This window comes from Acidovorax sp. M14 (assembly GCF_049331375.1).
Lineage (GTDB): Bacteria > Pseudomonadota > Gammaproteobacteria > Burkholderiales > Burkholderiaceae_C > Acidovorax.
Genome location: NZ_CP186263.1, coordinates 552,019 through 576,595, shown reverse-complemented (window position 1 = coordinate 576,595; position 24,577 = coordinate 552,019). Strand labels below are relative to the sequence as shown.

Genomic DNA, 24,577 nt, shown 5'->3' with positions numbered 1-24,577 from the left:
GTATTTTCGCCTGTGGACTGCTTAGCCCCCAAACAGAGAGGCGGCGGCCTGCTGCCAGCTACCCCTGACGCGCCTGCCAGGCCAGGAAATCGTCCACCGGCAGGGGCCGCGCGATGTGGTACCCCTGCGCCTCGTCGCAGGCCAGCGCACGCAGGCGATCCTGGATGGCGGCAGTCTCCACGCCTTCGGCCACCACCGTGAGCCCCAGGTTGTGCGCGAGGTCGATGGTGGAGCGCACGATCATCGCGTCGTCCTCACCCGTTTCCATGCCCATCACAAACGACTTGTCGATCTTGAGTTCATCCACCGGCAGGCGCTTGAGGTAGGCGAGCGACGAATACCCCGTGCCGAAATCGTCGATGGACAGCTTGAAGCCCTGCTCCGACAGGCGGTTGAGCATGGCCTCGGCGCGCTGGGGGTCGTCCATGATCGCGCTTTCAGTGATCTCCAGGCAGAAAGCACTGGCTGGCACCCCATGGCGCACCAGGATGTCGGCCAGCCGGTGGCTCAGCTCGGGGTCGAGCAGGTCTCGCGTGGAGAGGTTGACCGACACCCTGAGCGGCAGGCCTTGGGTGCGTGGGTCTGCCAGCAGGCGCGCTACTTCTTCAAACATCCACAGCGTGAGGTGGCGTACAAACCCGGTCTGCTCGGCAAACGGGATGAACTGCATGGGCGGCACCAGCCCGCGCTGCGGGTGCTGCCAGCGCACCAGCGCCTCGGCAGCCAGGCCCGGCTGCCCGTGCAAGGGCACCTTGGGCTGCAGGTACAGGCGCAGCTCATGGTGCTCCACGGCGTGGCGCAGCTCGGTCAGCAGCGACAGGGTCTGCGCGCTGGACGAGTCAAACGCCGCGTCGTACTGCAGGGCCCCGCTGAGTTGGCGCTTGGCCGCGTACATGGCAATTTCGGAACGGCTGAGCAGCGTGTCGGCGTCGCCCGCATCACCCGGCCAGCAGGCAAAGCCAATGCCCGCGCTCAGGTCCACCGTCTGGTCCTCAAACGCCAGCGGTTGCTCGAACGACTGGTTGATGCGCTGGGCCACGTCGTGCGCGTCCGCCGCATCGGCGCGCTGCAGCAGGATGGCGAACTCATTGCCGCCCAGGCGCGCCACCATGTCGTCGGGCGAGCGCACCTGCTGGCTCAGGCGCTCGGCCACGGCCTGCAGCAGGCGGTCGCCAAAGGCATAGCCCAGCACATCGTTCACATGCTTGAAGCGGTCCAGGTCCAGTGTGAGCACGGCCAGGGGCTGCGGCGTGCTGGCACTGGCGGCAATGGCCTGTACCACGGCGTCGCGAAAACGCTCCCGATTGGGCAGGCCCGTCAGGCGGTCCCAGTAGGCCAGGCGGCGGATCTCGGTCTGCTGGGCGCCAATGTCCACGCGCATGTGGTCGAACGAGCGCGCCAGGTTGCCGATCTCGTCCGTGCGGTCGGTGTGCTCCAAAGGTACGTCGTATTCACCACGCGACAGCCGCTGCGTGGCCGCCAGCAAGGAGCGCAGCGGCGTGGCGAGCCGTTGCGCCACCAGGCCCGTACCCACGGCAAACAGCAGCACACCCGCCACGGTGATGATAGCCAGCAACACCTGCAGCTGCCGGTAGGGGGCTACCACCTCGTCCACCGACCGCAGCAGCAGCGAGTGCACCTCGCCCCCCACGCTGTCGAGCGGGCTGGAGCGCGTTAGCAAGGTGCCCTCGGCCGTCTGCAGCTCGCCCGCTGCTCCCCCACTGGCCAGCAGCAAGGCCTGCGCGTCCGCAGGCAGGGTGCTGACCGGCAGGGTCATCGCGCCCCCGGGGGCCTTGACCATCAGGGCCACATGCACCGACAAGAGCTGGCGCATTTCGTCGGCACTCGACTGGTCGATGCGAAAGCCCATCAACACCCAACCAATGACCACCGGCGCCCGCATGGGCACCATCACGAACTGGTAGGGAATGCCTTCCATCACCGCGATCTGGCTGCCCTGGGGCTGCTGCGCGAGGCGCGGCACCACCTGCTGCAGCGTGGCCGGAAACTGGTCCATGCTGCCCGTGAGGCTGACCGCGCGCAGCGTGAGGTCGGTGCCCAGCAGCGCCGTCACGGCCGCGCCGATGCGGCTGCCGTGGTTTTCGAGCACCGACTGGATGGTTTCCTCGTCGCCCGAGTTGACCGCCGAACGAAACCCGTAGTCCGCCGCCAGCAGGGCCGAGCCCTGGCGCAGTTGCTCGGCGTTCTGGTCCAGCAGGCGGCGCCAGATGTTTTCATCCAGGTCCAGGGCGCGCGCGATCTGGGCGCGTGCGTTGCGGTCGATGGAGGCTCGCACCACAGCAAACCCCGCCGCCTGCACGATGAGCAGCAGCAGCAACGACAACCCCACCAACCGCAGGATCAGGCTGCGCCGGGCCAGGCGCAGCCGCGTCAAGGTTGCAACCCCGTCATGCGCACCGCCGCCGTGGCCGCTCCCGTGGCCGGCACGGTCAGTGCCTGCTCCAAGGCCGGGGCGCCCACCGGCAGGCGGGCGTGCCAGGTGCGCAGCGTATAGGTGCCAGGCGGCACGTTGTCGAGTTGCGCCTTGCCCGTGGCCGCAGGGGTGCGGGCGTAGTACGGTGTGTCCACCACCAGCACCCACCCCACCATCTGGTCGTGGATGTTGCAGCCCAGCGTGACCACGCCAGACTTGTCAAACAGCACAGGGTTGGACGGCGTGCCGCTGTAGAGCTTGAGTTCGAACTTCTTGGCGGGCGAGAACGAGTACACGTGGTGCCGCACGGTATCGTGGTTGGGAAACCGCACCTCGGTGCCCACCGGCACCACCAGCACACCGGGCACGAACTGCCGCTTCTCCTGCGCCATCTCCACGCCAGCGAGCGGCTTGACCTGCTTGCGGGCCTCGGCCGAATCCAGAAAGACCACGGCATCGGCCAGCGGCTTGCCCGCAGCGTCAGACACATCGACCTGCACCGTGCCCGCCTGCGCGCCGCCAGCCAGCAGTACCAGCGCAGCAAGCGCTGCCCACCGGGCCAACCTGGCGGGCTGCAGCGTCGGCGGGCAGGCCAGCCTCATGGTTCGATCGCCAGGCCCACCAGGGGCGCGCCATCGCCGACCACACCCAGGGGGCGGGTGGCGCCAGTGGCCAGGTCCACCTGGTGCAGGCGGGTCTGGGTGTCGGCGGCTGTGCGCACGGCAATGAGGGCGGTGTTGCCCACGTCGGCAATGTCAAAGCTCACATCCGTGAGCGGCCCGAGCCCCAGCGGGCCCACGGTGCGCAGCTGCCCGGCGTTGGGCGACACCACCGGCTGGGTGCCCTCGCGCGAGCCCTGCATCACCAGCACACCCAGCGCGCGGTCGATCGCGTAGTTGGTGGTGATCTTGCTGTCGTTGGGGTTGTAGGTATAGGCGGCACCGGCAATGTCGGGCCGTCGGCGGGCGTTCACATCGCCCCAGGCGTAGCGCAGGCTGGGATCAGGCTGCACACCTTCGACGGTGGCATCGCCATCGACCACCGCCCCGGTGTCGGGGTGCAGGCGCAGGTTCTGGCCCGTGTTGGACACCACCCGGATGCGGTCGGCCGCCGGGTTGAAATCAAAGCCGAACACCGTGCCCTGAAGCGCCAGCGCAGCAGGCGCGGGCCCGACAGGGCGCAGCGCACCGGTGGGGATGTCGAGCGTGTACAGGCGGCCCGCTTGCGACAGCGCATAGAGCACGCCCTTGGCCACGCGGAAGTCGATGCCCACCAGCCGCTCGCCAGGCGCCAGGCCCGTCACCGGGCGCCGCTCCAGGATGCGGTCAGGCTGCGCTGCGTGGAAGGTGATGAGTTCGTGCGAGGCCGTCACGGCCACCAGCGTTTCGCGCAAGCCGGTATCGGGCCGGGGCGCCGCACAGCCAGCCAGCACGGCCAAGGCCATCGCAGCAACCGCCGCACGCAGCGTGGAGGAGGGAAAAAACGGATGCATGGGACGCCTCGCAAGTGTTACAGGTTTATACCTGATCGGCTGCACTCGCGGCGGGGACAAGGGCAAACCCCGAGCCTCCACACACTATGTTTTTAATAGCGCCCAAGGCATGAATTATTTGCGCCCATAGCGTTTTTACCAATGATTTCACCGGCATCTTCTGTTGCACTTTGACGCCAGTGCACCAAGGCTGTGCACGACTGCATTTGTAACAAAACGGCTATGCAGATCGGGCATGGGAGCATCCTCAACACTCATGACACATTTTGTTGTTATTGCCTACACTGCACCGACCTCGGCCCCACCCATCGGGCGCCCCGGGGCCGGTGGGCACCGTTATTGCTTTTGCACCAAAGCCCCCGCTTGATCACGCTTTGATCTTTTTCGATACCCAAGGACCCCCATGTCGGCTGCTTCCACCCTCAAATCCCTGTCGATCTCCAGCCGGCTGAGCCTGGGATTTGGCTGCATGCTGGTGCTGCTGGTGGCCGTGGCAGCGGTGGGGCAGCTGTCCGTGGGCAAGGTGCACGACCAGATGACCCAGATCACCGGCGTGGGCGCCAACAAGGCCAAGCTGGTCAACGGCATGCTGGAGAGCGTGAGCGCCATCGGCATCCAGAGCCGCTCTGCCGCCATGCTCAACGACATCGACCCCAAGCAGGCGCGCGAGCAGATCGTGGCCGTGGGCAAGACGCTCAAGGAATACGCCGCGCAAGAAGCCGCGTTGTCCGAGCTGCTCACCCCCGCCAAGGCCACCCCCGCAGAGCTCAAGCTGCTGAGCGAGGTGCAGGCCCTGGGCGGCAAGACCCGCCCCGAACTCGACAGCGCCATCAAGGCCGCTGACGACGGCGACACCGTGAGCGCCACGCTGGCGCTGATGACCCGCGTGGCCCCCGCCGAAACCGCCTGGCGCGCCAAGTTGCGCGAGCTGATCGAGCTGCAAAACACCCTGAATGCCGAAGCCACGGCCTCGGCAGAGCAAACCCAGAGCAGCGCCCGCGTGGTGGGTGGGCTGCTGGTGCTGCTGGCCATTGGCCTGGGCGCGCTGATCGCCTGGCGCATCACGGCCAGCATCACCGCCCCCATTGGCCGTGCGGTGGTGGTGGCCGAGCGCATTGCGCGCGGCGACCTCACCTCGCAGGTCGAAGTGCGCATTCACGACGAAACCGGCCGCCTGCTCGAAGCCATTGCCGCCATGCAAGAACGCCTGCGCACCCTGGTGGGCGAAATCGGGCAGACCGCCGACTCCATCCTGGTGGCCAGCTCCGAGGTCGCCTCGGGCAACCTGGACCTGAGCCAGCGCACCGAGCAGACCTCGCACAACCTGCAAAGCGCGGCCAGCTCGCTGGTGGACCTGACCGGCACGGTGTCGCAAAGCGCCGACTCGGCCCGCCAGGCCAACCAGCTCGCGTCCACCGCGTCCGATGCGGCCACACGCGGCGGCGAGGTGGTGGGCCAGGTGGTGCGCACCATGGACACCATCAGCGCCAGCTCGCGCAAGATCGCCGACATCATCAGCGTGATCGATGGCATCGCGTTCCAAACCAACATCCTGGCGTTGAACGCCGCCGTGGAGGCCGCCCGCGCGGGCGAGCAGGGCCGAGGCTTTGCGGTGGTGGCGGGCGAGGTGCGCAACCTCGCGGGTCGCTCGGCCCAGGCGGCGCGCGAGATCAAGGCCCTGATCGGAACCAGCGTGGACCAGGTGCAGGAAGGCAGCACACTCGTCAACCACGCCGGCAAGACCATTGAAGAACTGGTGCAGTCGGTGCGCCGCGTGTCCGACATCATGGGCGAGATCACGGCCGCCACGCAGGAGCAAAGCCAGCGCATCGGCCATGTGAGCCAGTCGGTGGGCGCACTGGAAGAAATGACCCAGCAGAACGCCGCACTGGTGGAAGAAGGCGCGGCCGCTGCCGACAGCCTCAAGGACCAGGCCGGGCGCCTGACGCAGATGGTGGGCACCTTCCGCCTCTCGCGCAACGACGGCGGCGATGAAGACAGCTGGGGTACCGCCACCCCCGCCGCAGCACCGGCGCCGGTGCCGGCGCCCACACGCACCACAGCCCCGCGCCCACTGGCCTCGGCCCCATCGCGCGCTCCTGCACTGCCGCGCAGCTGACGGGACTTTCCCACGGGCGTGCGCTCCTAGAGGGAAAGCGCACAGCGCCTCAGGGGGCGGTCACGCTGGACCGAAGCGCCGCCAGGTCCAGCACGCGCAGGCCTCCGTACTCCACACGAATGGCGCCTTGCGCTTCCAGCGCAGACAGCGCCTCGTTCACCCGCTGGCGTGACAGTCCCACCAAATAGGCCAACTCCTGCTGCGTGATGCGCAGCACCTCGCCCACGCCCGGGTACAGCACCGGGTTGAACAGCGAGGCGAGGCTGCGGGCCACGCGCACGTCGGGGTTGTTCAGGCGGTCGATTTCGCGGGCTGCGATGAACTGACCCAGGCGCTCGTTCAGCTGGTTCATCACGAAGCGGTTGAAGCCGATGGAGTGGTCCAGCAGCCAGTGAAAGCTGTCGATGGGCAGCCCCGCCACCACGCTCTTGCGCAGGGCCTGGATGTTGTAGCGGTAGGGTTCGCGCTTGATGGTGGTGCCCTCGCCAAACCAGCCGCCGGGCGGCAGGCCCGCATAGGTCATGGTCTGCCCCTGGGCGTTGTCGGTGCTCATTTTGAGCAGGCCCTCCACCACCCCAAACCAGTAGGTCACCGGGCGCCCGACGCGGCACACATAGTCGCCCGGTTTGGCATCCCCCACCAGCAGCGATGCCACCGCGCGCTCCCGCTCGGCGGGCAGCAGCAGAGGAAGCCACGGAATGCCTTCCAGCTCCTGCGGCGTGGGCGAACGGCGCCGCTGGTGCAGCGACAAGTCCTGGTGGGTGCGTGGGTCCATGGCGCAAAGGTTCTCACGAATAAGGGCGCCCCGCAGCCGCCTGGGCATGCGGGAATACCACGACCCCAATTGTCGTCAGACCGACAAAAAAATGCCAATCGTGACGGGATGATGTCGCCTCGCGCCCCTGCCACCTACGGAGGGCGCCCCGAGGAGACAAGCACCATGACCCAACCATCTTCCACCACCGCACGCCCCCTCCACCCCGCGCCCACCACGCCGCGCCCCCTGGCCCGCCGCCAGGTGCTGGCTGCCGCTGCCGCCACCGCAGCGGCCGTGGGCCTGCCCGGGCTGGGCTGGAGCGGCGCAGCCCGCGCGCAGGAGGGCGCCATCAAGATCGCACAGTCCACCGCCCTCACCGGCCCGCTGGGCGATCTGGGCTCGGCCATGCACCAGGGCGCCAAGGCCGCGTTTGCGGGCATCAACGCGCGCGGCGGCGTGCACGGCAAGGCCATTGAACTCGTCACCCAGGACGACACCTACGACGTGCCCAAGGCGCTGGCCAATGTGGAGCAGTTCCTGGCCGACCCTGGGTACTTTGCGCTGTTCAACTGCATGGGCACACCCATGATCGACGCCATGCTGCCCAAGGTGATCGAAAGCGGCATCCCGTTTTTTGCGCCCTTCACCGGCGCGCAGCTCAGCCGCACCAAGAACGCCCGCAACGTGTTCAACATCCGCGCCAGCTATGCCGACGAGGCCGAGAAGCTGGTGCAGCACCTGTCCACCATCGGCATCCAGCGCATCGGCATCGTCTACCAGAACAACTCGTTCGGCAAAGAGGTGTTCAACGCCGCCAAGCAGTCGATGGACCGGCTCAAGCTGCCCGAAGCCGTCACGGTGACCGTGGAGAACAATGCCTCGGACGCGGGCAGCGCCGCCGCCAAGCTGGCCGGCGGCAACCTGGAGGCCATCGTGATCGGCCTCGCGGGCAAGCCCACGCTGGAGTTTGTGAAGGCGTTCCGCGCGCTCAAGCGGGGCGTGACGCTGTACGCGCTGTCGGTCATGGGCACCCCGGCCACCGTCAAGGCCCTGGGTGCGGACGCCACGGGCATGGCGATTTCGCAGGTGGTGCCCCTGCCCTCCAACGTGGTGATGCCCGTGGTGCGCGAGTTCCAGGCCGCCTGGAAGGCCTCGGGCGCCACGGCCGAGCCTTCGCATCTGGCGCTGGAGGGCTACATCAACGCCCGCGTGTTTGCCGAGGCCTTGCAGCGCGCAGGCCGCAACCCCACCCGCGCAGCCTTCATCGACGCCACCTGGAACCTGAAAAAGTGGGACCTGGGCGGGTTCGAGATCAGCGCCAGCACCCCGGACCGCAACGCCTCGCGCTTTGTCGAACTCACGCTGGTGGGACGCGATGGGCGGTTCCTGCGATAGCCCGAAGGGCCCGCCGGTGGCACGCTGATGATAGGGGCGCGCTGCGGCGGGGCCGCCCATGCAATTGCTATAAATCAGATAGCTATCAGCGCATATTGCACTAGCGCTACCGGCCGATTTCGCCCAAATACTGCTATTGCGACGCCAGCCCGTACCGGTAGCCCTTGAACGACCAGATGGTGCGGCCGGGCTCGATCTTCTCCAGCAACAGGCCCGGCCCGGCCGGGTCTCCTTCGTGCAGCACCTGGCCGTTGACGATGGCCATGCGGTACACCGGGTTGCTGGAATAGGTGACCCCAGAAATCTTGAGTGACGGCAGCTGCGCCCGCACGGCCTCGGGCAGATCGGCTTGCGCAAACACGGTGCCGGTCGCGGCCGGGGATGCAGCAGGAGCGGGGTTGGCCAAGGCTACGTCTGCAGCACGCGGCGCGGGGGCTGCGGACGTGCGCTCGCGCGGGGCGGGCGCAGCAGGGCGCGGCCGCTCGGGGTCGGCGGCAGGGGAACGCGGCGCTACGGAGGGGCTGGGCGCGGGCGCGGGCGCAGGCCGCTCCCGCTGCGGTGCCGCCGCGCGCGGCGCGGGTGCCGGAGGGGGCGTTACCGCTGGCGCCACGGCAGGGGCCGGTTCCGGGGAGGCCACGGCAGCGGGTGGCGCCGTGGACGCTACCGCCGGCATGGACGGAGCCACGGCCGCAGGAGTAGCAGGCGCTGCAGCCACCACGACGGCACCCGCAGGCACCGGCCGCTGCAAGACCCACCAGGTGCCGCCAGCCGCTACGGCGGCCACAGCAACCACCGCCACAGCCACCAGCACCGGGCTGATGAATGACCGCCCGGCCACCGGCACGGCACCCGGCACAGGCACCGCCGGGGTATGGATGCCGGGCACGGCGCCACGGCCCCGTTCGGCTTCTGCGCGCCGCAGCGCGTCAAGGATGTAAGACACTGGGTTCAGCCTCCGGTGCGCAAGCGCGGTTCGCTCACGCCGTTGACACGGTTGAGCAGCATGAGGGTCAAGGGCCCCGCCCGGCCGTCCGGGGTCACCCCCTGGGCCAGCTGGAAGCGCTGGATGCGTGCCTGGCGCTGGGCCGGCGTGGTCGTACGGCCCGCGGCCGGTGCGCCAACGCGCGAGCCACCGGCCGCAGTCGTCGCCAGCTGCTGGTCCAGCCAGGCGGCGCCGGCAGCGGTCTCCGCCAGGTCGCCCTTGTCGGGCATGTCGGGCGGCGTGCGCCACAGCGTGGCCATGTCGCCACGCCACACCTGCGCCAGCTCGGCCACCGGCACGCGCACCGCACGGCCCGCGCCTTCGAGCGTGGCCATGTCGCCGTCCAGACGGCGCAGCACGGCCGAGACGGCCACATCGCCCTCTTCGGACGGAAACAGCGTGAGCAGCACCGGGCGATCGATCTGCCGCACCAGGTTCAGGCCCGCGCGGCGGTTGCGGTAGCAACGCAGGCCGTCGCGCGGCAAGGTGGCGCAGGCATCGGCCCCGTCGGCCACGCTGGCCCCCCAGGCCGAGGCCAGCGCCTGCCAGGCCGCGTTGTCGCTGGCGGGCAGTGCGGCCACAAACTGCTGCAGGTCCGACATGGCCACCGGCGCCGCGACGCGCGGGGCCGAAGCCCCTGCCGCGGGCGCCGTGGGTGTTGTAACCGCTGCAGTGCTGGCAGCACTGCTGGGCGGGGTACTGGGCGGGGCGCTGGATGGCGCGCTGGCAGATGTTTGGCTGGCCGTGGCGCCCGCAGGCGCGGTGGATGACACGACGCCCTGCCGAGACCATTGCGGCCAGGTCCCCAGTGCCCAGCCGCCCGCCACCAGCGCGGCACCCGCCGCCACACCCAGGCCGGCCACCGCCCAGCGGGGCCACTGGCCCCGGGCGCTGCGCGCTGCAGCGGCCGACGCGGGTGCATCAAACACCTCAGCCGCCGCACGCTGGACGATGCGGGCACTGACCTCGCGCACCCCGGCCGCGTAGGCGCCCAGCAGCGCCCGGTCGCACAGCAGGTTGATGCGCCGGGGAATGCCGCGCGACAGCGCATGCACCCGCCGCAGGGCGCTGCGACTGAAGGGCAGCGGCCCTTGCAGGCCCGCCACGGCCAGGCGGTGGGCGATGTATTGCTGGGTTTCCTGCGCGCTCAGCGCATCGAGGTGAAAGCGCGCAATCACGCGCTGGGCCAGTTGCTCCAGCGCAGGGCTGGCGACCATGGTGCGCAGTTCGGGCTGGCCGATGAGGATGATCTGCAGCAGCTTGCGCTCGCTGGTTTCCAGGTTGGTCAAGAGGCGCAACTGCTCCAGCACGTCGGCCGACAGGTTCTGCGCCTCGTCAATGATCAGCACCGTGTTGCGCCCGGCGCCATGCGCCGCGAGCAGCGATGCATTGAGCGGGTCGATGTAATCCTTGACCGTTTCCACCCCGGCCACCGAGGGCTGGTGCGGTACGCCAAACTCGTCGCAAATGGACCGCAGCAGCTCGCCCACCGTGAGCTTGGGGTTGAAGATGTAGGCCACATCGCAGTGCGACGGGATCTGCTCCAGAAAGCAGCGGCACACGGTGGTCTTGCCCGCCCCCACCTCACCGGTCAGCAGCACAAAACCGCCGCCCGCGTCCAGGCCGTACAGCAGGTGCGCCAGCGCCTCGCGGTGCCGCTCGCTCATGAACAGGTAGCGGGGGTCGGGGGCGATGGAGAACGGCGGGTGCTGAAGGCCGAAGAACGGGGCGTACATGCCCCGGAGGATACCGCCCGCCCGTGGGCAGGGTTTTACCCACCCAGGAGTTACCCCTAAATTGTCGTCGGCAAGACAAGATGGCGTCAAAGTGGGTCCTAGCATTCCCCCATCGCGCAATCACAAGCTTGCGCGCCCGGCAGTCACCGGGCTGACACCTTCTCACTTTCAGGAACCTGCAATGTTGACCACGTTCCCGCAACTGCTGCTCAAGCACGCCGCCGAGCGCCCCGAGGCCCCGGCCCTGCGCGAAAAAGAATATGGCATCTGGCAAACCCACAGCTGGGCAGACCTGGTGCGCCTGGTGGAACAGGTGGCCGCCGGCCTGCACCTGGCGGGCCTGAAGCGCCACGAGCACATGGTGGTGGTGGGAGCCAACCGCCCCCGCCTGTACGCCACCATGCTGGCCGCGCAGTCGCTGGGCGCCATCCCCGTGCCGCTGTACCAGGATGCGGTGGCAGCCGAATGCATCTTCCCGCTGAACAACGCCGAGGTGCGCTTCTGCCTGGTGGAAGACCAGGAGCAGGTGGACAAGCTGCTCGAAATCCGTGAGCAGTGCCCGCAGATTTCCAACATCTACTTTGACGACCCGCGCGGCCTGCGCAACTACTCGGAGCCCGGCCTGGCTTCGCTGGACGCCCTGATCGAATCTGGCAAGGCCTTTGCGGCAAAAAACCCCGGCTGGTTCAAGGCCGAAGTGGCCAAGGCCCAGCCCGGCGACGTGGCCGCGATGTTCTTCACCTCGGGCACCACGGGCAACCCCAAGGGAGTGGTGCACACCCACAGCACGCTGCTGGACCGCGCCAGCGCGGGCGCCGAATTTGACAAGCTCACCAGCAGCGAAGAAGTGCTGGCCTACCTGCCGCCCGCCTGGATCGGCCAGAACATCTTCAGCTACGCCCAGTGGCTGGCTTGCGGCTACGTGGTCAACTGCCCCGAGTCGGCGAGCACTGTGACCATCGACCTCAAGGAAGTAGGCCCCACCTACTACTTTGCGCCGCCGCGCATTTTTGAAGGCTTGCTGACCAGCGTGATGATCCGCATGGAAGACGCAGGCGCCTTGAAGCGCAAGATGTTCGAGGCCTGCATGCGCGTGGCCAAGCGCGTGGGCCCAGCCCTGATGGACGGCGAGCCCGTGGGGACGCTGGACCGCATCAAGTACGCGCTGGGCAATGTGCTGGTGTACGGCCCGCTGCGCAACAACCTCGGCTTCAGCCGCGTGCGGGTGGCCTACACGGCGGGCGAGGCCATTGGCCCGGACCTGTTCACCTTCTATCGCTCCATCGGCATCAACCTCAAGCAGCTGTACGGCTCCACCGAAACCGCTGTGTTCGTGTGCCTGCAGCCCGACAACCAGGCCCGCGCCGACACGGTGGGCGTGCCGATTCGTGGCGTGCAGATCAAGGTGGCCGACAACGGCGAGATCATGGTCAAGTCCGCTGGGCTCCTCAAGGAGTACTACAAGAACCCCGCCGCCACGGCCGAGGTGCTGACGGCGGACGGCTGGTACCACACCAGCGACGCAGGTTTTCTGGATGCGCACGGCCACCTCAAGATCATCGACCGCGTCAAGGACGTAGGCCGCATCATGGGTGGTGCCAACGACGGTGCCATGTTTGCGCCCAAGTACGTGGAGAACAAGCTCAAGTTCTTCCCGCACATCAAGGAAGTGGTGGCCCTGGGCGACAAGCGCGAGAAGGTGTGCGTGATGGTCAACATCGACTTCGACGCCGTGGGCAACTGGGCCGAGCGCCGCAACCTGCCCTACGCCGGCTACACCGACCTGGCGCAAAAGCCCGAGGTGTACGAACTGATCCGCGAATGCATCGAGAAGGTGAACGCCGACCTGGCGGGCGACAGCATGCTGGCTGGCAGCCAGGTGAGCCGCTTCCTGGTGCTGCACAAGGAGCTGGACGCTGACGACGGCGAACTCACCCGCACCAACAAGGTCCGCCGGGGCTTCATTGCCGAGAAGTACGGCGTGCTCGTCGATGCGCTGTACGCAGGCCGCACCGAGCAGTACATCGAGACCCAGGTCAAGTTCGAGGACGGCCGCACCGGCAGCGTGAGCGCCACGCTCAAGATCTCGGACGCCAAGACCTTCACCCCCGTCAAGACCGCCGCATGAAACCCGCGCTCTACCCGCTGGAGAAGCCCCCCACCATGACCACCAAAAAGATCGGCGACGTCATCCTCGACGTCAAGAACATCAGCCTCCGGTTTGGCGGGGTGAAGGCACTCACCGACATCTCTTTCAATGTGAAAGAGCACGAGATCCGCGCCATCATCGGCCCCAATGGTGCGGGCAAAAGCTCCATGCTCAACTGCATCAACGGCGTGTACACACCGTCCGAAGGCTCCATCACCTTCCGGGGCAAGACGTTTGACCACATGAACTCGCGCCAGGTGGCCGAGATGGGCGTGGCGCGCACCTTCCAGAACCTGGCGTTGTTCAAAGGCATGAGCGTGATCGACAACATCATGACCGGCCGCAACCTCAAGATCAAAAGCAACCTGCTGATGCAGGCGCTGCGCATCGGCCCGGCCGAGCGCGAGGAAATCCGCCACCGCGAATACGTCGAGCACATCATCGACTTCCTCGAAATCCAGGCCTACCGCAAGACCCCCGTGGGCCAGCTGCCCTACGGCCTGCAAAAGCGCGTGGACCTGGGCCGGGCCCTGGCCATGGAGCCGCAGGTGCTGCTGCTCGATGAACCCATGGCCGGCATGAACGTGGAAGAGAAGCAGGACATGTGCCGCTTCATCCTGGACGTGAACGACGAGTTCGGCACCACCATCGTGCTCATCGAGCACGACATGGGCGTGGTGATGGACATCAGCGACCGCGTGGTGGTGCTGGACTACGGCAAGAAGATCGGCGACGGCACGCCCGACGAAGTGCGCAGCAACGAAGACGTGATCAGTGCCTACCTCGGCACCTCGCACTGATCAGGAGACGACAACATGGCATTCTTTCTCGAAACACTGATCGGCGGCCTCATGGCCGGCATGCTGTATTCGCTGGTGGCGCTGGGCTTTGTGCTGATCTACAAGGCTTCGGGCGTGTTCAACTTTGCGCAGGGCGCCATGGTGCTGTTCGCAGCCCTGGCCATGGCCCGCTTTGCCGAATGGATTCCGCAGTGGACCGGCATCACGAACCCCATCGTGGCCAACCTGGCGGCCTTTGTGATTGCCGGCGCCATCATGTTTGTGGTGGCCTGGCTGATTGAGAAGCTGGTGCTGCGCCATCTGGTGAATCAGGAGGGCGCCACGCTGCTCATGGCCACGCTGGGCATCACCTACTTCATGGAAGGCCTGGGCCAGACGCTGTTCGGCAGCAACATCTACAAGATCGACGTGGGCATGCCCAAGGACCCGATCTTTGCGCTGGAGTCCATGTTCCAGGGCGGCATCCTGATCAACAAGGAAGACGTGATCGCCGCCGCCATCGCCGCTGCACTGGTGGCCCTGCTGTCGGTGTTTTTCCAGAAGACCTCCACCGGCCGCGCCCTGCGCGCTGTGGCCGACGACCACCAGGCGGCCCAGTCCATTGGCATTCCGCTCAACCGCATCTGGGTGATCGTGTGGTGCGTGGCGGGTGTCGTGGCCCTGGTGGCCGGAATGATCTGGGGCAGCAAGCTGGGCGTGCAGTTCTCGCTGACTACGGTGGCGCTGCGTGCGCTGCCGGTGGTGATCCTGGGCGGCCTGACTTCGGTGCCCGGCGCCATCATCGGCGGGCTGATCATCGGCGTGGGCGAGAAGCTGTCGGAGGTGTACCTGGGCCCCTACGTGGGCGGGGGCATCGAGATCTGGTTTGCGTATGTGCTGGCGTTGGTGTTCCTGCTGTTCAGGCCGCAGGGGTTGTTTGGCGAAAAAATCATTGATCGCGTGTGAAACACGTGATCCGCCCGGAGGGTGCTTCGCGCAGCGAAGAATGATTTTTCGGCGGAGGGCACGCAGTGCCCGTAGCCAAAAGATCACCACCCCGAAGGTTCACAAGGAGAAATAAAACATGCTCTACCGCGAAAACGGCCAGTTCAAGACCAGCTACCGCGCTGACCAGCAGATCTTCCCGATCGCGCAGGACCGCCTAGCCATCGGCATCATCCTGGCCATCGCCTTCATCGCCGTGCCCATGCTGGCCAGCGACTACATCTTCCGCGCCATCCTGATCCCCTTCGTCATCATGGCGCTGGCAGCCCTGGGGGTGAACATCCTCGTGGGCTACTGCGGCCAGATCTCGCTGGGTTCGGGCGCCTTCATGGCCGTAGGGGCCTATGGAGCCTACAACTTCTTCGTGCGCTTTCCGGGCATGCCGCTGATTCCGGCGCTCATCCTGGGCGGGCTGTGCGCCACGTTCTTTGGCATCCTGTTCGGGCTGCCCAGTCTGCGCGTCAAGGGCCTGTACCTGGCGGTGGCGACGCTGGCCGCGCAGTTCTTCAGCGACTGGATGTTCCTGCGCATCAAGTGGTTCACCAACAACTCCGACTCGGGCTCGGTGTCGGTCACCAACCTGCAGGTGCTGGGCATGCCCATCGAAAGCGCCACCAGCAAATACCTCTTCTGCCTGGCCATTCTGGTGGTGGTGGCCCTGCTGGCCAAGAACCTGGTGCGCGGCGCGATTGGCCGCGAGTGGATGGCCATCCGCGACATGGACGTGGCCGCGGCCGTGATTGGCATCCGCCCCATGTACGCCAAGCTCAGCGCGTTTGCCGTCAGCTCCTTCATCGTGGGCATGGCCGGTGCGCTGTGGGCCTTTGTGCACCTGGGCGCCTGGGAACCTGCGGCGTTCTCGGTGGAAGTGTCCTTCCGCCTGCTGTTCATGGTGATCATCGGCGGACTGGGCTCCATCATGGGCGGCTTCTTTGGCGCGGCCTTCATCGTGGTGCTGCCCATCGTGCTCAACCAGTTCCTGCCCGCCTTCATGGGGCTGTTTGGCATCGAGGTGTCCACGGCGGGCGTGTCGCATGCCGAGCTGATGATCTTCGGTGCGCTGATCGTGTGGTTCCTGATCGTGGAGCCCCATGGCCTGGCCAAGCTCTGGTCCACCGCCAAGCAGAAGCTGCGCCTGTGGCCCTTCCCGCACTGATCAGACCGCGCTGCAGGAAACCCCTTACTCGCAAGTCCTGATACGAGCCTGTTGCATTGCCGCGTTAACTGTCTGTCTGTCGTGTTTTTTCCCGTGCTTCAACACATTCATCCAAAGGAGACATCCATGAAGCTTTCGAAAATCGTGATCGCCGCTGCGGTGGTTGCTGCCGGTGCCTCGTCCATGGCGACGAGCGCCTTCGCACAAGCCAAGGAGCAGTTCTTCCCGCTGCTGTCGTACCGCACGGGCCCCTACGCACCCAACGGTGTGCCATGGGCCAACGGCAAGCAGGACTACATCAAGATGATCAACGCCCGCGACGGGGGCATCAACGGTGTGAAGCTCACTTTTGAAGAATGCGAAACGGGCTACGCCACCGACCGTGGCGTGGAGTGCTACGAGCGCCTGAAGAGCCGCCCCGGCGTCTCGCTGTTCGACCCCCAAGCCACCGGCATCACCTTTGCGCTGACCGAAAAAGCCCCCGTGGACAAGATCCCGCTGATGACGCTGGGCTACGGCCTGTCGGTGGCGCAGGACGGCCAGGCGTTCAAGTGGAACTTCCCCTTCATGGGCAGCTACTGGACCGGCGCTGACATCCTGATCCAGCACATCGGCAAGGCCAATGGCGGCCTGGACAAGCTCAAGGGCAAGAAGATCGCGCTGGTGTACCACGACAGCCCCTTCGGCAAGGAGCCCATTCCGCTGCTGCAGGAGCGCGCCAAGATGCACGGCTTTGAGCTGCAGATGCTGCCCGTGACCGCCCCCGGCGTGGAACAAAAAGCCACCTGGCTGCAAGTACGCCAGAGCCGTCCCGACTACGTGCTGCTGTGGGGCTGGGGCGTGATGAACTCCACCGCCCTGAAGGAAGCCCAAGCCACGGGCTACCCCCGCGACAAGATGTACGGCGTGTGGTGGGCCGGTGCCGAGCCCGATGTGCGTGACGTGGGCGAAGGTGCCAAGGGCTACAACGCACTGGCGCTGAACACCTCGGGCCAGCAGCCCAAGGTGATCCAGGACATCCTGAAGCACGTGCACGACAAGGGCCAGGGCACGGGTCCCAAGGACGAAGTGGGCTCGGTGCTGTACACGCGCGGCGTGATCATCCAGATGCTGGCCGTCGAGTCGGTGCGCCGCGCCCAGGAGCGTTTTGGCAAGGGCAAGGTCATGACCGGCGAGCAAGTGCGCTGGGGCATGGAAAACCTGGCCCTGGACCAGAAGAAGCTGGACGCGCTGGGCTTTGGCGGCGTGATGCGTCCGCTGTCCACCAGCTGCGCCGACCACATGGGCTCCACCTGGGCGCGCGTGCACACCTGGGATGGCAGCAAGTGGAACTTCTCGTCCGACTGGTACCAGGCCGATGAGCAGATCCTGAAGCCCATGGTCAAGGCCGGTGCGGACAAGTACCTGGCCGACAAGAAGATGACGCGCCGCGACGCAGCGGACTGCCAGAGCTAAGTACATCCCCCTGAGCGGCTTTGCCGCTTCCCCCTTCTCTCTTAGCGCTTCGCGCTGCGGGAAGGGGGACAACGCCAGCGCGGCGGGGCGGCCCTTGCGCGGCGTTCCTCGCTAAGGCCGCGACAGTTTTTACGGCCAGTGAACAGCGGTTGCTTTTTTTGGCAGCCGCCAATCCAAAGGGTTGACCCACAGCCTTTTGGATTGGTACAGGAAGGCAAGACCATGGACTCCAACAGCAACATCGTTCTCAACGTCAACGGCATCGAAGTCATCTACAACCACGTGATCCTGGTGCTCAAGGGCGTCTCGCTGCAGGTGCGCGAGGGCTCCATCGTGGCCATCCTGGGGGGCAACGGGGCGGGCAAGACGACGACCTTGCGCGCCATCTCCAACCTGCTGCAGGGTGAGCGGGGCGAGGTGACCAAGGGCAGCATCGAGCTGCGTGGCGAGCGCATCGAGAACCTCTCGCCCGCCGACCTGGTGCAGCGCGGTGTGGTGCAGGTGATGGAGGGGCGGCACTGCTTTGCCCACCTGACCATCGAAGAGAACCTGATGACCGGCAGCTACACCCGCACCAGCAAGGCAGAGATCGCGGCCAATCTGGAGAAGGTCTACAACTACTTCCCGCGCCTCAAGACGCGCCGCACCTCGCAGGCCGCCTACACCTCGGGCGGCGAGCAGCAGATGTGCGCCATCGGCCGCGCACTCATGGCCAACCCCAGCATGGTGTTGCTGGACGAGCCTTCGATGGGCCTCGCGCCGCAGATCGTGGAGGAGGTGTTCAACATCGTGAAGGACCTGAACACCAAGGAGAAGGTCACCTTCCTGCTGGCCGAGCAGAACACCAACATGGCGCTGGAGTATTCGGACTACGGCTACATCATGGAAAGCGGCCGCGTAGTGATGGACGGCGCTGCCAGCGACCTGGCCAACAACGAGGACGTCAAGGAGTTCTACCTGGGCGTGGGCGGCGGCGAGCGCAAGAGTTTCAAGGACGTGAAGAGCTACAAGCGGCGTAAGCGCTGGCTTGCTTAGGGTGCCCCCTGAGGCGCTGACGCGCCTTCCCCCTCAGGGGGACGCACCCGGTGGCCTGGCAAAGCCAGTTCCACGGGTGCGCTGACCTTCGGCAGCGCGGGCGACCAGGGCAGTAATCCTTTTCAGACACTGAACGAATTCACTCTTAATTTCATAGCTGCTTGCGCTTTATGGATAAGCGCTAGAGGCTGATTTCATTCAAAACCACCTTCTCACAAGGAACCCAGGCATGAGCACGTTCTATGACGCCCTGGAAACGCGCAGCCCCGCCGAGCGTGAAGCGGGCTTGATGGCGGCGCTGCCGCAGCAGATCGCCCATGCCCAGAAGGCGTCGCCCGCCTTTGCCAGCATCCTGGCGGGCGTGGATGCATCGGCCGTCACCAGCCGCGCGGCGCTGGCGCAACTGCCCGTCACGCGCAAGTACGAGCTGCTGGAGCGGCAGCAGGCGGGCCGCGCTGCCAATGTGTTTGGCGGCTTCAGCGCGCTGAACTTCGGACCCGGCATGACCCGCGTGTTCGCCAGCCCCGGCACCATCTACGAGCCCGAGGGCACACGGCGTGACTACTGGCGCATGGCGCGCGCGATCCACGCGGCGGGCTTTCGCAGCGGCGAGCTGATCCACAACAGCTTCAGCTACCACTTTGTACCTGCAGGTTCGATGATGGAGACCGGCGCCCACGCGCTGGGCTGCACCGTGTTCCCCGGCGGCACCGGCCAGACCGAGCAGCAGGTGCAGGCCATGGCCGAGCTGAAACCGGCGGGCTACATCGGCACGCCCAGCTTTCTGAAAATCATTGTCGAGAAGGCCGCCGAGATGGGCGTGGCCCTGCCCACCGTCACCAAAGCGCTGGTGTCGGGCGAGGCGTTTCCGCCCTCGCTGCGCGACTGGTTTGCCGAGCGCGGCATCGCGGGCTACCAGTGCTATGCCACGGCAGACCTGGGCCTGATTGCCTATGAAACCTCGGCACGCGAAGGCCTTGTGCTGGATGAAGGCGTGATTGTAGAGATCGTGCGCCCCGGCACCGGTGACCCGGTGCCCGAGGGCGAAGTGGGCGAGCTGGTCATCACCACGCTCAACCGCGACTACCCGCTGGTCCGCTTTGGCACCGGCGACCTGTCCGCCGTGCTGCCCGGCCAGTGCCCCACCGGTCGCACCAATACGCGCATCAAGGGCTGGATGGGCCGGGCCGACCAGACGACCAAGGTGCGCGGCATGTTCGTCCATCCGGGGCAGATCGCCACCATTGCGCGCCGCTTTCCCCAGGTGCAGCGCGCCCGGCTTGTGGTCAGCGGCGAAATGGCCAACGACCAGATGGTGCTGCAGGTCGAAACCACCGAGACCGCCGAGGGCCTGGCCCACCAGCTCAGCGACGCGATCCGCGAGGTGACCAAGCTGCGCGGCGAGGTGCAGATGGTGCCCCCCGGCACACTGCCCAATGACGGCAAGGTGATCGAAGACGCGCGCAGCTACAAATAGCTCTTTCAGCAGTTACGCCCGCCTGCCAGTGCGCACGCGCGCACTGGCAGGCGACCTGGGCGCCTGTTGAAGATCTCGCTGCGCAGGCCTGAGCGCACGGGCAGTGCGCGTACGGCACGCAAAAGATGTGTGTGCACATCAATCGATCAGACAGGGCATCCGGCCTTGCGACAGCGCAAAACAAGGCCATTTCGCACACGGGGGCACCGCAGTGTTTACCCTAACATTTGCTATCTATTGAGTAGCATTCAAGGCAATAAATACCAGCGCTGCCGGGCCATTTGGCTTAAAGACCATGCGGCCTGTGTGCTACGTACTATCCGCAATGTTGGCGGAAATGCCCCTCGCTATCATGGCCCGTCATTTACAGGAGCACCCATGAAAACAATGCTGAAACTCGCCCTCGTCGCTGCCGCTGCAGTGGCTGCCTTTGGCGCCCACGCGCAGGACTTCCCCGCCAAGGACAAGACGATCACACTCGTGGTGCCCTTTGCGGCCGGCGGCCCTACCGACCGCGTGGCCCGCGATCTGGCCGAAGCACTGCGTAAGCCGCTGGGTACCGTGGTGGTGGACAACACCGCCGGTGCCGGCAGCTCCATCGGCGCCGCCCGCGTGGCCCGCGCCAACCCGGACGGCTACACCCTGCTGCTCAACCACATCGGCATGTCCACCATGCCCGCGCTGTACCGCAAGCTGTCCTTCAGCGTGCCCAACGACTTTGAATACCTGGGCATGGTCAATGAAGTGCCCATGACGCTGATCGCACGCCCCACCATGCCAGCCAACAACTTCAAGGAGTTGACGGCCTGGATCCAGCAGAACAAGGGCAAGATCAACCTGGGCAACGCCGGCCTGGGCGCTGCGTCGCACCTGTGCGGCCTGATGTTCAAGTCCGCACTGCAAACGGACATGACCGATGTGCCCTACAAGGGCACGGCCCCTGCCATCACCGACCTGATCGGCGGCCAGATCGACCTGCTGTGCGACCAGACCACCAACACTACGAGCCAGATCGAAGGCAAGAAGGTCAAAGCCTATGCCGTGACCACCGCCAAGCGCCTCACAACCCCCGCGCTCAAGGACCTGCCTACCCTGGCGGAATCGGGCCTGAAGGACTTCAACGTGAGCATCTGGCACGGCCTGTACGCCCCCAAGGGCACACCCGCCGATGTGCAGAAGAAGATCAACGACGCCCTCAAGGTCGCGCTGAAGGACCCTGAGTTCATCAAGAAGCAGGAAGCCCTGGGCGCCGTCGTCATCACCGACAAGCGCATTGAAGGCCCTGAGCACAAGAAGTTCGTGGCCGCCGAGATCGACAAGTGGGGCGCCGTCATCAAGGCCGCAGGCACATACGCGGACTGATCCTCCCGCACCCGGTAGGGCTCTGAACGCAGCCCTGCCAGCACCTCCCCAAAGCCGCCACGTCGCACGACGTGTTGCGGCTTTTTTCATGGGCGCGGGTGGGCTGTTGAACGGACCGTGCGCGCGATATTGCGGGCTGCAGATGCCCTGCGCCACCAGGATTGGGGTTATCCATCTGCCCCCACTGCGCCAACGCGCGTAGAACCCCAGCAGACCTTTCTCTTCTCCCCGACATCAAGGATTGATCTCCATGGCACGCACTCCCCTCCACGCACCCACTCGCTCATCCGGCTCATCGGATGCCGCAACCGCTGCGCATCCACTCCACGCGCGCCGTCGCCAGGTGATGGCCCTGGCCGCCAGCACCGTTGCGCTGGCCTGCGCGGCGGCGCTGCTGCCCACCATGGCGCGCGCCCAGGGCGCATGGCCCACCAAGCCGGTACGCATCGTGGTGCCCTTTGCGCCCGGTGGCACCACCGACATCCTGGCCCGCGCCATGGCGCCCGAGCTGTCCAAAGCGTTCGGGCAGCAGTTCATCGTGGACAACCGCGCGGGCGCGGGCGGCAACGTGGGTGCAGAGTTGGTAGCCAAGTCTCCCGGCGACGGCTACACGCTGCTGATGGGCACCGTGGGCACCCACGGCATCAACCGCGCGCTGTACGCCAAGCTGCCCTACGACCCCATCAAGGACTTTGTACCTATCACCCTGGTAGCCGCCGTACCCAACGTGATGGTGATGAACGCCGACAAGGCCAAGGCCCAGGGCATTCACAACGTGCAGGACTTCATCCGCGTGGCCAAGGCCAACCCCGGCAAGATGAACATGGCCTCCAGCGGCAACGGCACGTCGATCCACCTGGCTGGCGAGCTGTTCAAGAGCATGACCGGTACCTTCATGCTGCACCTGCCCTACCGGGGCTCCGGCCCGGCACTGATGGACATGGTGGCGGGCAACGCGGACGTGATGTTCGACAACCTGCCCTCGTCCATGGCGCAGATCAAGGCCGGCAAACTCACCGCGCTGGCCGTGACCAGCTCTGAGCGCTCGGGTGCCCTGCCCGATGTGCCCACGGTGGAGCAGGCAGGCGGCCCCACGCTCAAGGGCTACGAGGCCAGTTCGTGGTTCGGCCTGCTGGCCCCAGCGGGTACGCCCCCCGACATCGTGAACCGCATTCAGCAGGAAGTCGCCAAGTCACTGGCCACCCCTGCCATGAAGGAGCGGCTGCTGGCCCAGGGTGCGATCCCCGGCGGCAACACGCCCGCAGAATTTGCCAAGCACATCGACAACGAGCACAAGAAGTGGGCGCAGGTGGTAAAGACCTCGGGCGCCAAGGTGGACTGACGGCAGACACTACTGCAACGGCGAAGATCGCAGCGTGGCCCGCGACGGATTGCTGAGGGTGGGTGGATGGGACTGGCAATGTCCTTTCGTCGCGAAGTGCGCATTGCGCGTTGTGTGAGTTGCGAACCCGCCTGCCCTCAGGTCATACGCCCCACACCACGTCCACATCTGCCGCCGCACTGCGCTTGAGCATCTCGATGAAGGGCGCTGCGCGCTGGCGCAGGCGCACCACGTCGTGGCGCTCCTCTGCGGCAGATTCATCGTTTTCCTGGGCTTCGGGCTGGGCCTCGTCGGCGATGACGGCGGCCTCCAGCGCAGCGATGGCGGCAGGGATTTGCGCAGCGGTCACGATGCCGCTGCTGCCAGGGGTCTTGCCGATGAGGGTCACGATCTGGCGCCCCTGGGGTTCGAGCATGATGAGGTCGGCAGTGGCGCGGGATTTGAACTTGTAGAGCATGGTCAAAGGCCTGTCAGAAAGGTTGTCAGAGAGGGTTTTAGAGAGAGCTTCAAAGCGGGTCTTACGGGCCGCGTACATATGGTCGCGGGTGAAGGGATAACTCGATTGTGCGCCGGGTAAAGCGCCCCTGGCGGTGTCGCCATCCGGCTTGATGGCCAGCATCTGGTGCAGCGCCATCCAGCCCCGTTCAAAGCCCAGGGCGCTGCCTGCGAGATACAAGCGGTAGGCACGCAAGACCTTATCCGCCTGCTCGGCGCCCGCTTGTGCGGACAGCACCCCACGGGCTGCCGGCAATCGGGCTTCGAGGCCATCGGACCATGCCCACAGCGTGCGCGCGTAATGCGGGCGCAGGTTCTCGGTATCCACCATCTCCAGGCCCGCGCGGGCCAGGTCCTGCAGCACCGTGCTCACATGCAGTAGCTCACCGCCCGGGAAGATGTACTGCTCGATGAAGTCGCCCATGCCGGCGCCCAACTGCGCGTTGTCGACGCCCCCGGCGGTGATGCCATGGTTCAGCACCAGCCCGCCCGGGCGCAGCAGACGCGCCACGGTGTTGAAGTAGCGGCCCATCTGCGCACGCCCCACGTGCTCGAACATGCCCACCGAGGCGATCTTGTCAAAGGGCTGGTCCACGTGCAACTCGCGATAGTCCACCAACTGCACGCGCACCCGTCCTCCTAGCCCTCGCTCGTGGATGAGCCGCAGCACATGCGCATGCTGGTTGCGCGATAACGTAATGCCGGTTGCGTCCACCCCGTAGTGTTCGGCCGCCCACAGCAGCAGGCCGCCCCAGCCCGCCCCAATGTCCAGGAACCGGTCGCCCGGCTGCAGCTGCAGCTTGCGGCAGATGTGGTCGAGCTTGGCCTCCTGCGCCTGGGTCAGGGTGAGGTCGGGTGACTGGTAGTAGGCGCACGAATACACGCGGCGCGGGTCCAGCCACAGCGCATAGAAGTCATCCGACAGGTCGTAGTGGAATTGCACCTGCCGCGCGTCATGCGCCAGCGTGTGTGCTGCCATGGACCGCGCGCGCCCCAGCACCCTGCGCCACCAGCCGTGGTGCTGGTCGCGTGCGGGGTCGCGTGTCAGCAGGCCGGTGGCTGCGGCCATCAGATCACGCATGCCGCCCTCGAGCGCCACGCGCCCCTCGACGATGGCGGCCCCGACATGGCCGATATCGCCGGATGCCAGCGCGACCAGCGCCATGCGGTCCCGAAAGCGCAGCACCACCGCCGGGTCGGGTGCGCCCAGGTGCTGGCCCGCCGGCAGCTCCACCGCCATGGGCACCGGCAGGGTCGCCAGCCGCCCCTCCAGGGTATGCAGCAAGTGCTTCATGCCAAGGATTCTTGAAGTCATGCTGCAGCGCGTCAACACGCAGCCCGGCTTTTCAGAGTCTGTCCTACAGCGGCGGCACGCTCTGGCGGCAGGGAGCAACCCCATTGACAGCA

General features: G+C 66.4%; 18 protein-coding genes and 1 pseudogene. 11 read left to right on the top strand and 8 right to left on the bottom strand.

Annotated elements, in window-relative coordinates:
- Positions 1-58: 58 nt before the first annotated feature.
- The 3 genes from ACOYR4_RS02750 to ACOYR4_RS02740 are packed head-to-tail and all read right to left on the bottom strand — an operon-like array spanning position 59 to position 3,926.
- Positions 59-2,395 carry a putative bifunctional diguanylate cyclase/phosphodiesterase gene (locus ACOYR4_RS02750; RefSeq protein WP_422848553.1) on the bottom strand — a complete coding sequence of 779 codons (2,337 nt, stop codon included), beginning with the start codon at positions 2,393-2,395 and terminating at the stop codon, positions 59-61.
- A complete protein-coding gene (locus tag ACOYR4_RS02745; protein ID WP_209816374.1) occupies positions 2,392-3,036 on the bottom strand; it encodes a methylamine utilization protein in 645 nt (214 codons plus the stop codon). Before ACOYR4_RS02745 ends, ACOYR4_RS02750 begins: the two co-directional genes overlap by 4 nt.
- The gene (locus ACOYR4_RS02740; protein WP_209816375.1) at positions 3,033-3,926 is read right to left on the bottom strand and encodes a DUF4394 domain-containing protein; all 894 of its coding nucleotides are present in this window, start codon (positions 3,924-3,926) and stop codon (positions 3,033-3,035) included. Before ACOYR4_RS02740 ends, ACOYR4_RS02745 begins: the two co-directional genes overlap by 4 nt.
- Before the next feature lie 403 nt (positions 3,927-4,329).
- Here ACOYR4_RS02740 and ACOYR4_RS02735 point away from each other — a divergent pair, with 403 nt between their 5' ends.
- Positions 4,330-6,045 carry a methyl-accepting chemotaxis protein gene (locus tag ACOYR4_RS02735; RefSeq protein ID WP_209816376.1) on the top strand — a complete coding sequence of 572 codons (1,716 nt, stop codon included), beginning with the start codon at positions 4,330-4,332 and terminating at the stop codon, positions 6,043-6,045.
- Positions 6,046-6,094: 49 nt separating this feature from the next.
- On the opposite strand, the gene ACOYR4_RS02730 is transcribed toward ACOYR4_RS02735, so the two are convergent.
- A complete protein-coding gene (locus ACOYR4_RS02730) occupies positions 6,095-6,820 on the bottom strand; it encodes a Crp/Fnr family transcriptional regulator (protein WP_015012356.1) in 726 nt (241 codons plus the stop codon).
- 165 nt (positions 6,821-6,985) lie between these two features.
- Here ACOYR4_RS02730 and ACOYR4_RS02725 point away from each other — a divergent pair, with 165 nt between their 5' ends.
- A complete protein-coding gene (locus tag ACOYR4_RS02725; RefSeq protein ID WP_209816377.1) occupies positions 6,986-8,197 on the top strand; it encodes an ABC transporter substrate-binding protein in 1,212 nt (403 codons plus the stop codon).
- A 133-nt stretch (positions 8,198-8,330) separates the two neighbouring features.
- Here ACOYR4_RS02725 and ACOYR4_RS02720 read toward each other — a convergent pair whose 3' ends face one another.
- Together ACOYR4_RS02720 and ACOYR4_RS02715 are read right to left on the bottom strand one after the other, a co-directional pair.
- The gene (locus ACOYR4_RS02720; protein ID WP_110961602.1) at positions 8,331-9,140 is read right to left on the bottom strand and encodes a general secretion pathway protein GspB; all 810 of its coding nucleotides are present in this window, start codon (positions 9,138-9,140) and stop codon (positions 8,331-8,333) included.
- 5 nt (positions 9,141-9,145) lie between these two features.
- Positions 9,146-10,915, bottom strand: a complete 1,770-nt coding sequence (locus ACOYR4_RS02715) for an ExeA family protein (protein WP_209816378.1) — start codon at positions 10,913-10,915, stop codon at positions 9,146-9,148.
- Between the two features lie 181 nt (positions 10,916-11,096).
- Between ACOYR4_RS02715 and ACOYR4_RS02710 the strand changes: the two genes are divergently transcribed.
- The 9 genes from ACOYR4_RS02710 to ACOYR4_RS02670 all read left to right on the top strand — a co-directional run bounded on the left by ACOYR4_RS02710 (position 11,097) and on the right by ACOYR4_RS02670 (position 22,675).
- Positions 11,097-13,043 (top strand): AMP-dependent synthetase/ligase, encoded by a 1,947-nt coding sequence (locus ACOYR4_RS02710; protein WP_015012352.1) that lies wholly within the window; start codon positions 11,097-11,099, stop codon positions 13,041-13,043.
- A 35-nt stretch (positions 13,044-13,078) separates the two neighbouring features.
- Entirely contained in the window at positions 13,079-13,864 is a 786-nt protein-coding gene (locus ACOYR4_RS02705) for an ABC transporter ATP-binding protein (protein ID WP_015012351.1), read from the top strand.
- Between the two features lie 15 nt (positions 13,865-13,879).
- The gene (locus ACOYR4_RS02700) at positions 13,880-14,809 is read left to right on the top strand and encodes a branched-chain amino acid ABC transporter permease (RefSeq protein WP_015012350.1); all 930 of its coding nucleotides are present in this window, start codon (positions 13,880-13,882) and stop codon (positions 14,807-14,809) included.
- A 118-nt stretch (positions 14,810-14,927) separates the two neighbouring features.
- Positions 14,928-16,004, top strand: a complete 1,077-nt coding sequence (locus ACOYR4_RS02695) for a branched-chain amino acid ABC transporter permease (RefSeq protein WP_015012349.1) — start codon at positions 14,928-14,930, stop codon at positions 16,002-16,004.
- 126 nt (positions 16,005-16,130) lie between these two features.
- On the top strand, positions 16,131-17,459 hold the full coding sequence (locus ACOYR4_RS02690; protein ID WP_209816379.1) for an ABC transporter substrate-binding protein: 1,329 nt from the start codon (positions 16,131-16,133) through the stop codon (positions 17,457-17,459).
- 222 nt (positions 17,460-17,681) lie between these two features.
- Positions 17,682-18,494, top strand: a complete 813-nt coding sequence (locus ACOYR4_RS02685) for an ABC transporter ATP-binding protein (RefSeq protein ID WP_422848552.1) — start codon at positions 17,682-17,684, stop codon at positions 18,492-18,494.
- 229 nt (positions 18,495-18,723) lie between these two features.
- Positions 18,724-19,971, top strand: coding sequence for a phenylacetate--CoA ligase family protein (locus ACOYR4_RS02680; protein ID WP_209816380.1), 1,248 nt, complete (start codon positions 18,724-18,726; stop codon positions 19,969-19,971).
- A gap of 378 nt (positions 19,972-20,349) precedes the next feature.
- Positions 20,350-21,333, top strand: coding sequence for a tripartite tricarboxylate transporter substrate-binding protein (locus tag ACOYR4_RS02675; RefSeq protein WP_422848551.1), 984 nt, complete (start codon positions 20,350-20,352; stop codon positions 21,331-21,333).
- Between the two features lie 346 nt (positions 21,334-21,679).
- On the top strand, positions 21,680-22,675 hold the full coding sequence (locus ACOYR4_RS02670) for a Bug family tripartite tricarboxylate transporter substrate binding protein (RefSeq protein ID WP_060985057.1): 996 nt from the start codon (positions 21,680-21,682) through the stop codon (positions 22,673-22,675).
- Between the two features lie 142 nt (positions 22,676-22,817).
- Here the strand turns inward: ACOYR4_RS02670 and ACOYR4_RS02665 are convergent, their stop codons facing one another.
- On the bottom strand, positions 22,818-23,090 hold the full coding sequence (locus tag ACOYR4_RS02665) for a DUF1840 family protein (protein ID WP_404976492.1): 273 nt from the start codon (positions 23,088-23,090) through the stop codon (positions 22,818-22,820).
- A gap of 114 nt (positions 23,091-23,204) precedes the next feature.
- Positions 23,205-24,464: pseudogene (locus ACOYR4_RS02660) on the bottom strand (class I SAM-dependent methyltransferase); the annotation flags it as partial.
- Positions 24,465-24,577 lie beyond the last annotated feature (113 nt).

Bases quoted from the DNA above. Each gene is read 5' to 3' on its own strand.
- ACOYR4_RS02745 (WP_209816374.1), bottom strand. From the start codon at position 3,036: ATGAGGCTGGCCTGCCCGCCGACGCTGCAGCCCGCCAGGTTGGCCCGG.
- ACOYR4_RS02685 (WP_422848552.1), top strand. From the start codon at position 17,682: ATGGACTCCAACAGCAACATCGTTCTCAACGTCAACGGCATCGAAGTC.
- ACOYR4_RS02710 (WP_015012352.1), top strand. From the start codon at position 11,097: ATGTTGACCACGTTCCCGCAACTGCTGCTCAAGCACGCCGCCGAGCGC.
- ACOYR4_RS02725 (WP_209816377.1), top strand. From the start codon at position 6,986: ATGACCCAACCATCTTCCACCACCGCACGCCCCCTCCACCCCGCGCCC.
- ACOYR4_RS02730 (WP_015012356.1), bottom strand. From the start codon at position 6,820: ATGGACCCACGCACCCACCAGGACTTGTCGCTGCACCAGCGGCGCCGT.
- ACOYR4_RS02670 (WP_060985057.1), top strand. From the start codon at position 21,680: ATGGCCCTGGCCGCCAGCACCGTTGCGCTGGCCTGCGCGGCGGCGCTG.
- ACOYR4_RS02690 (WP_209816379.1), top strand. From the start codon at position 16,131: ATGAAGCTTTCGAAAATCGTGATCGCCGCTGCGGTGGTTGCTGCCGGT.
- ACOYR4_RS02735 (WP_209816376.1), top strand. From the start codon at position 4,330: ATGTCGGCTGCTTCCACCCTCAAATCCCTGTCGATCTCCAGCCGGCTG.
- ACOYR4_RS02740 (WP_209816375.1), bottom strand. From the start codon at position 3,926: ATGCATCCGTTTTTTCCCTCCTCCACGCTGCGTGCGGCGGTTGCTGCG.
- ACOYR4_RS02680 (WP_209816380.1), top strand. From the start codon at position 18,724: ATGAGCACGTTCTATGACGCCCTGGAAACGCGCAGCCCCGCCGAGCGT.
- ACOYR4_RS02705 (WP_015012351.1), top strand. From the start codon at position 13,079: ATGACCACCAAAAAGATCGGCGACGTCATCCTCGACGTCAAGAACATC.
- ACOYR4_RS02715 (WP_209816378.1), bottom strand. From the start codon at position 10,915: ATGTACGCCCCGTTCTTCGGCCTTCAGCACCCGCCGTTCTCCATCGCC.
- ACOYR4_RS02665 (WP_404976492.1), bottom strand. From the start codon at position 23,090: ATGCTCGAACCCCAGGGGCGCCAGATCGTGACCCTCATCGGCAAGACC.
- ACOYR4_RS02695 (WP_015012349.1), top strand. From the start codon at position 14,928: ATGCTCTACCGCGAAAACGGCCAGTTCAAGACCAGCTACCGCGCTGAC.
- ACOYR4_RS02675 (WP_422848551.1), top strand. From the start codon at position 20,350: ATGAAAACAATGCTGAAACTCGCCCTCGTCGCTGCCGCTGCAGTGGCT.
- ACOYR4_RS02700 (WP_015012350.1), top strand. From the start codon at position 13,880: ATGGCATTCTTTCTCGAAACACTGATCGGCGGCCTCATGGCCGGCATG.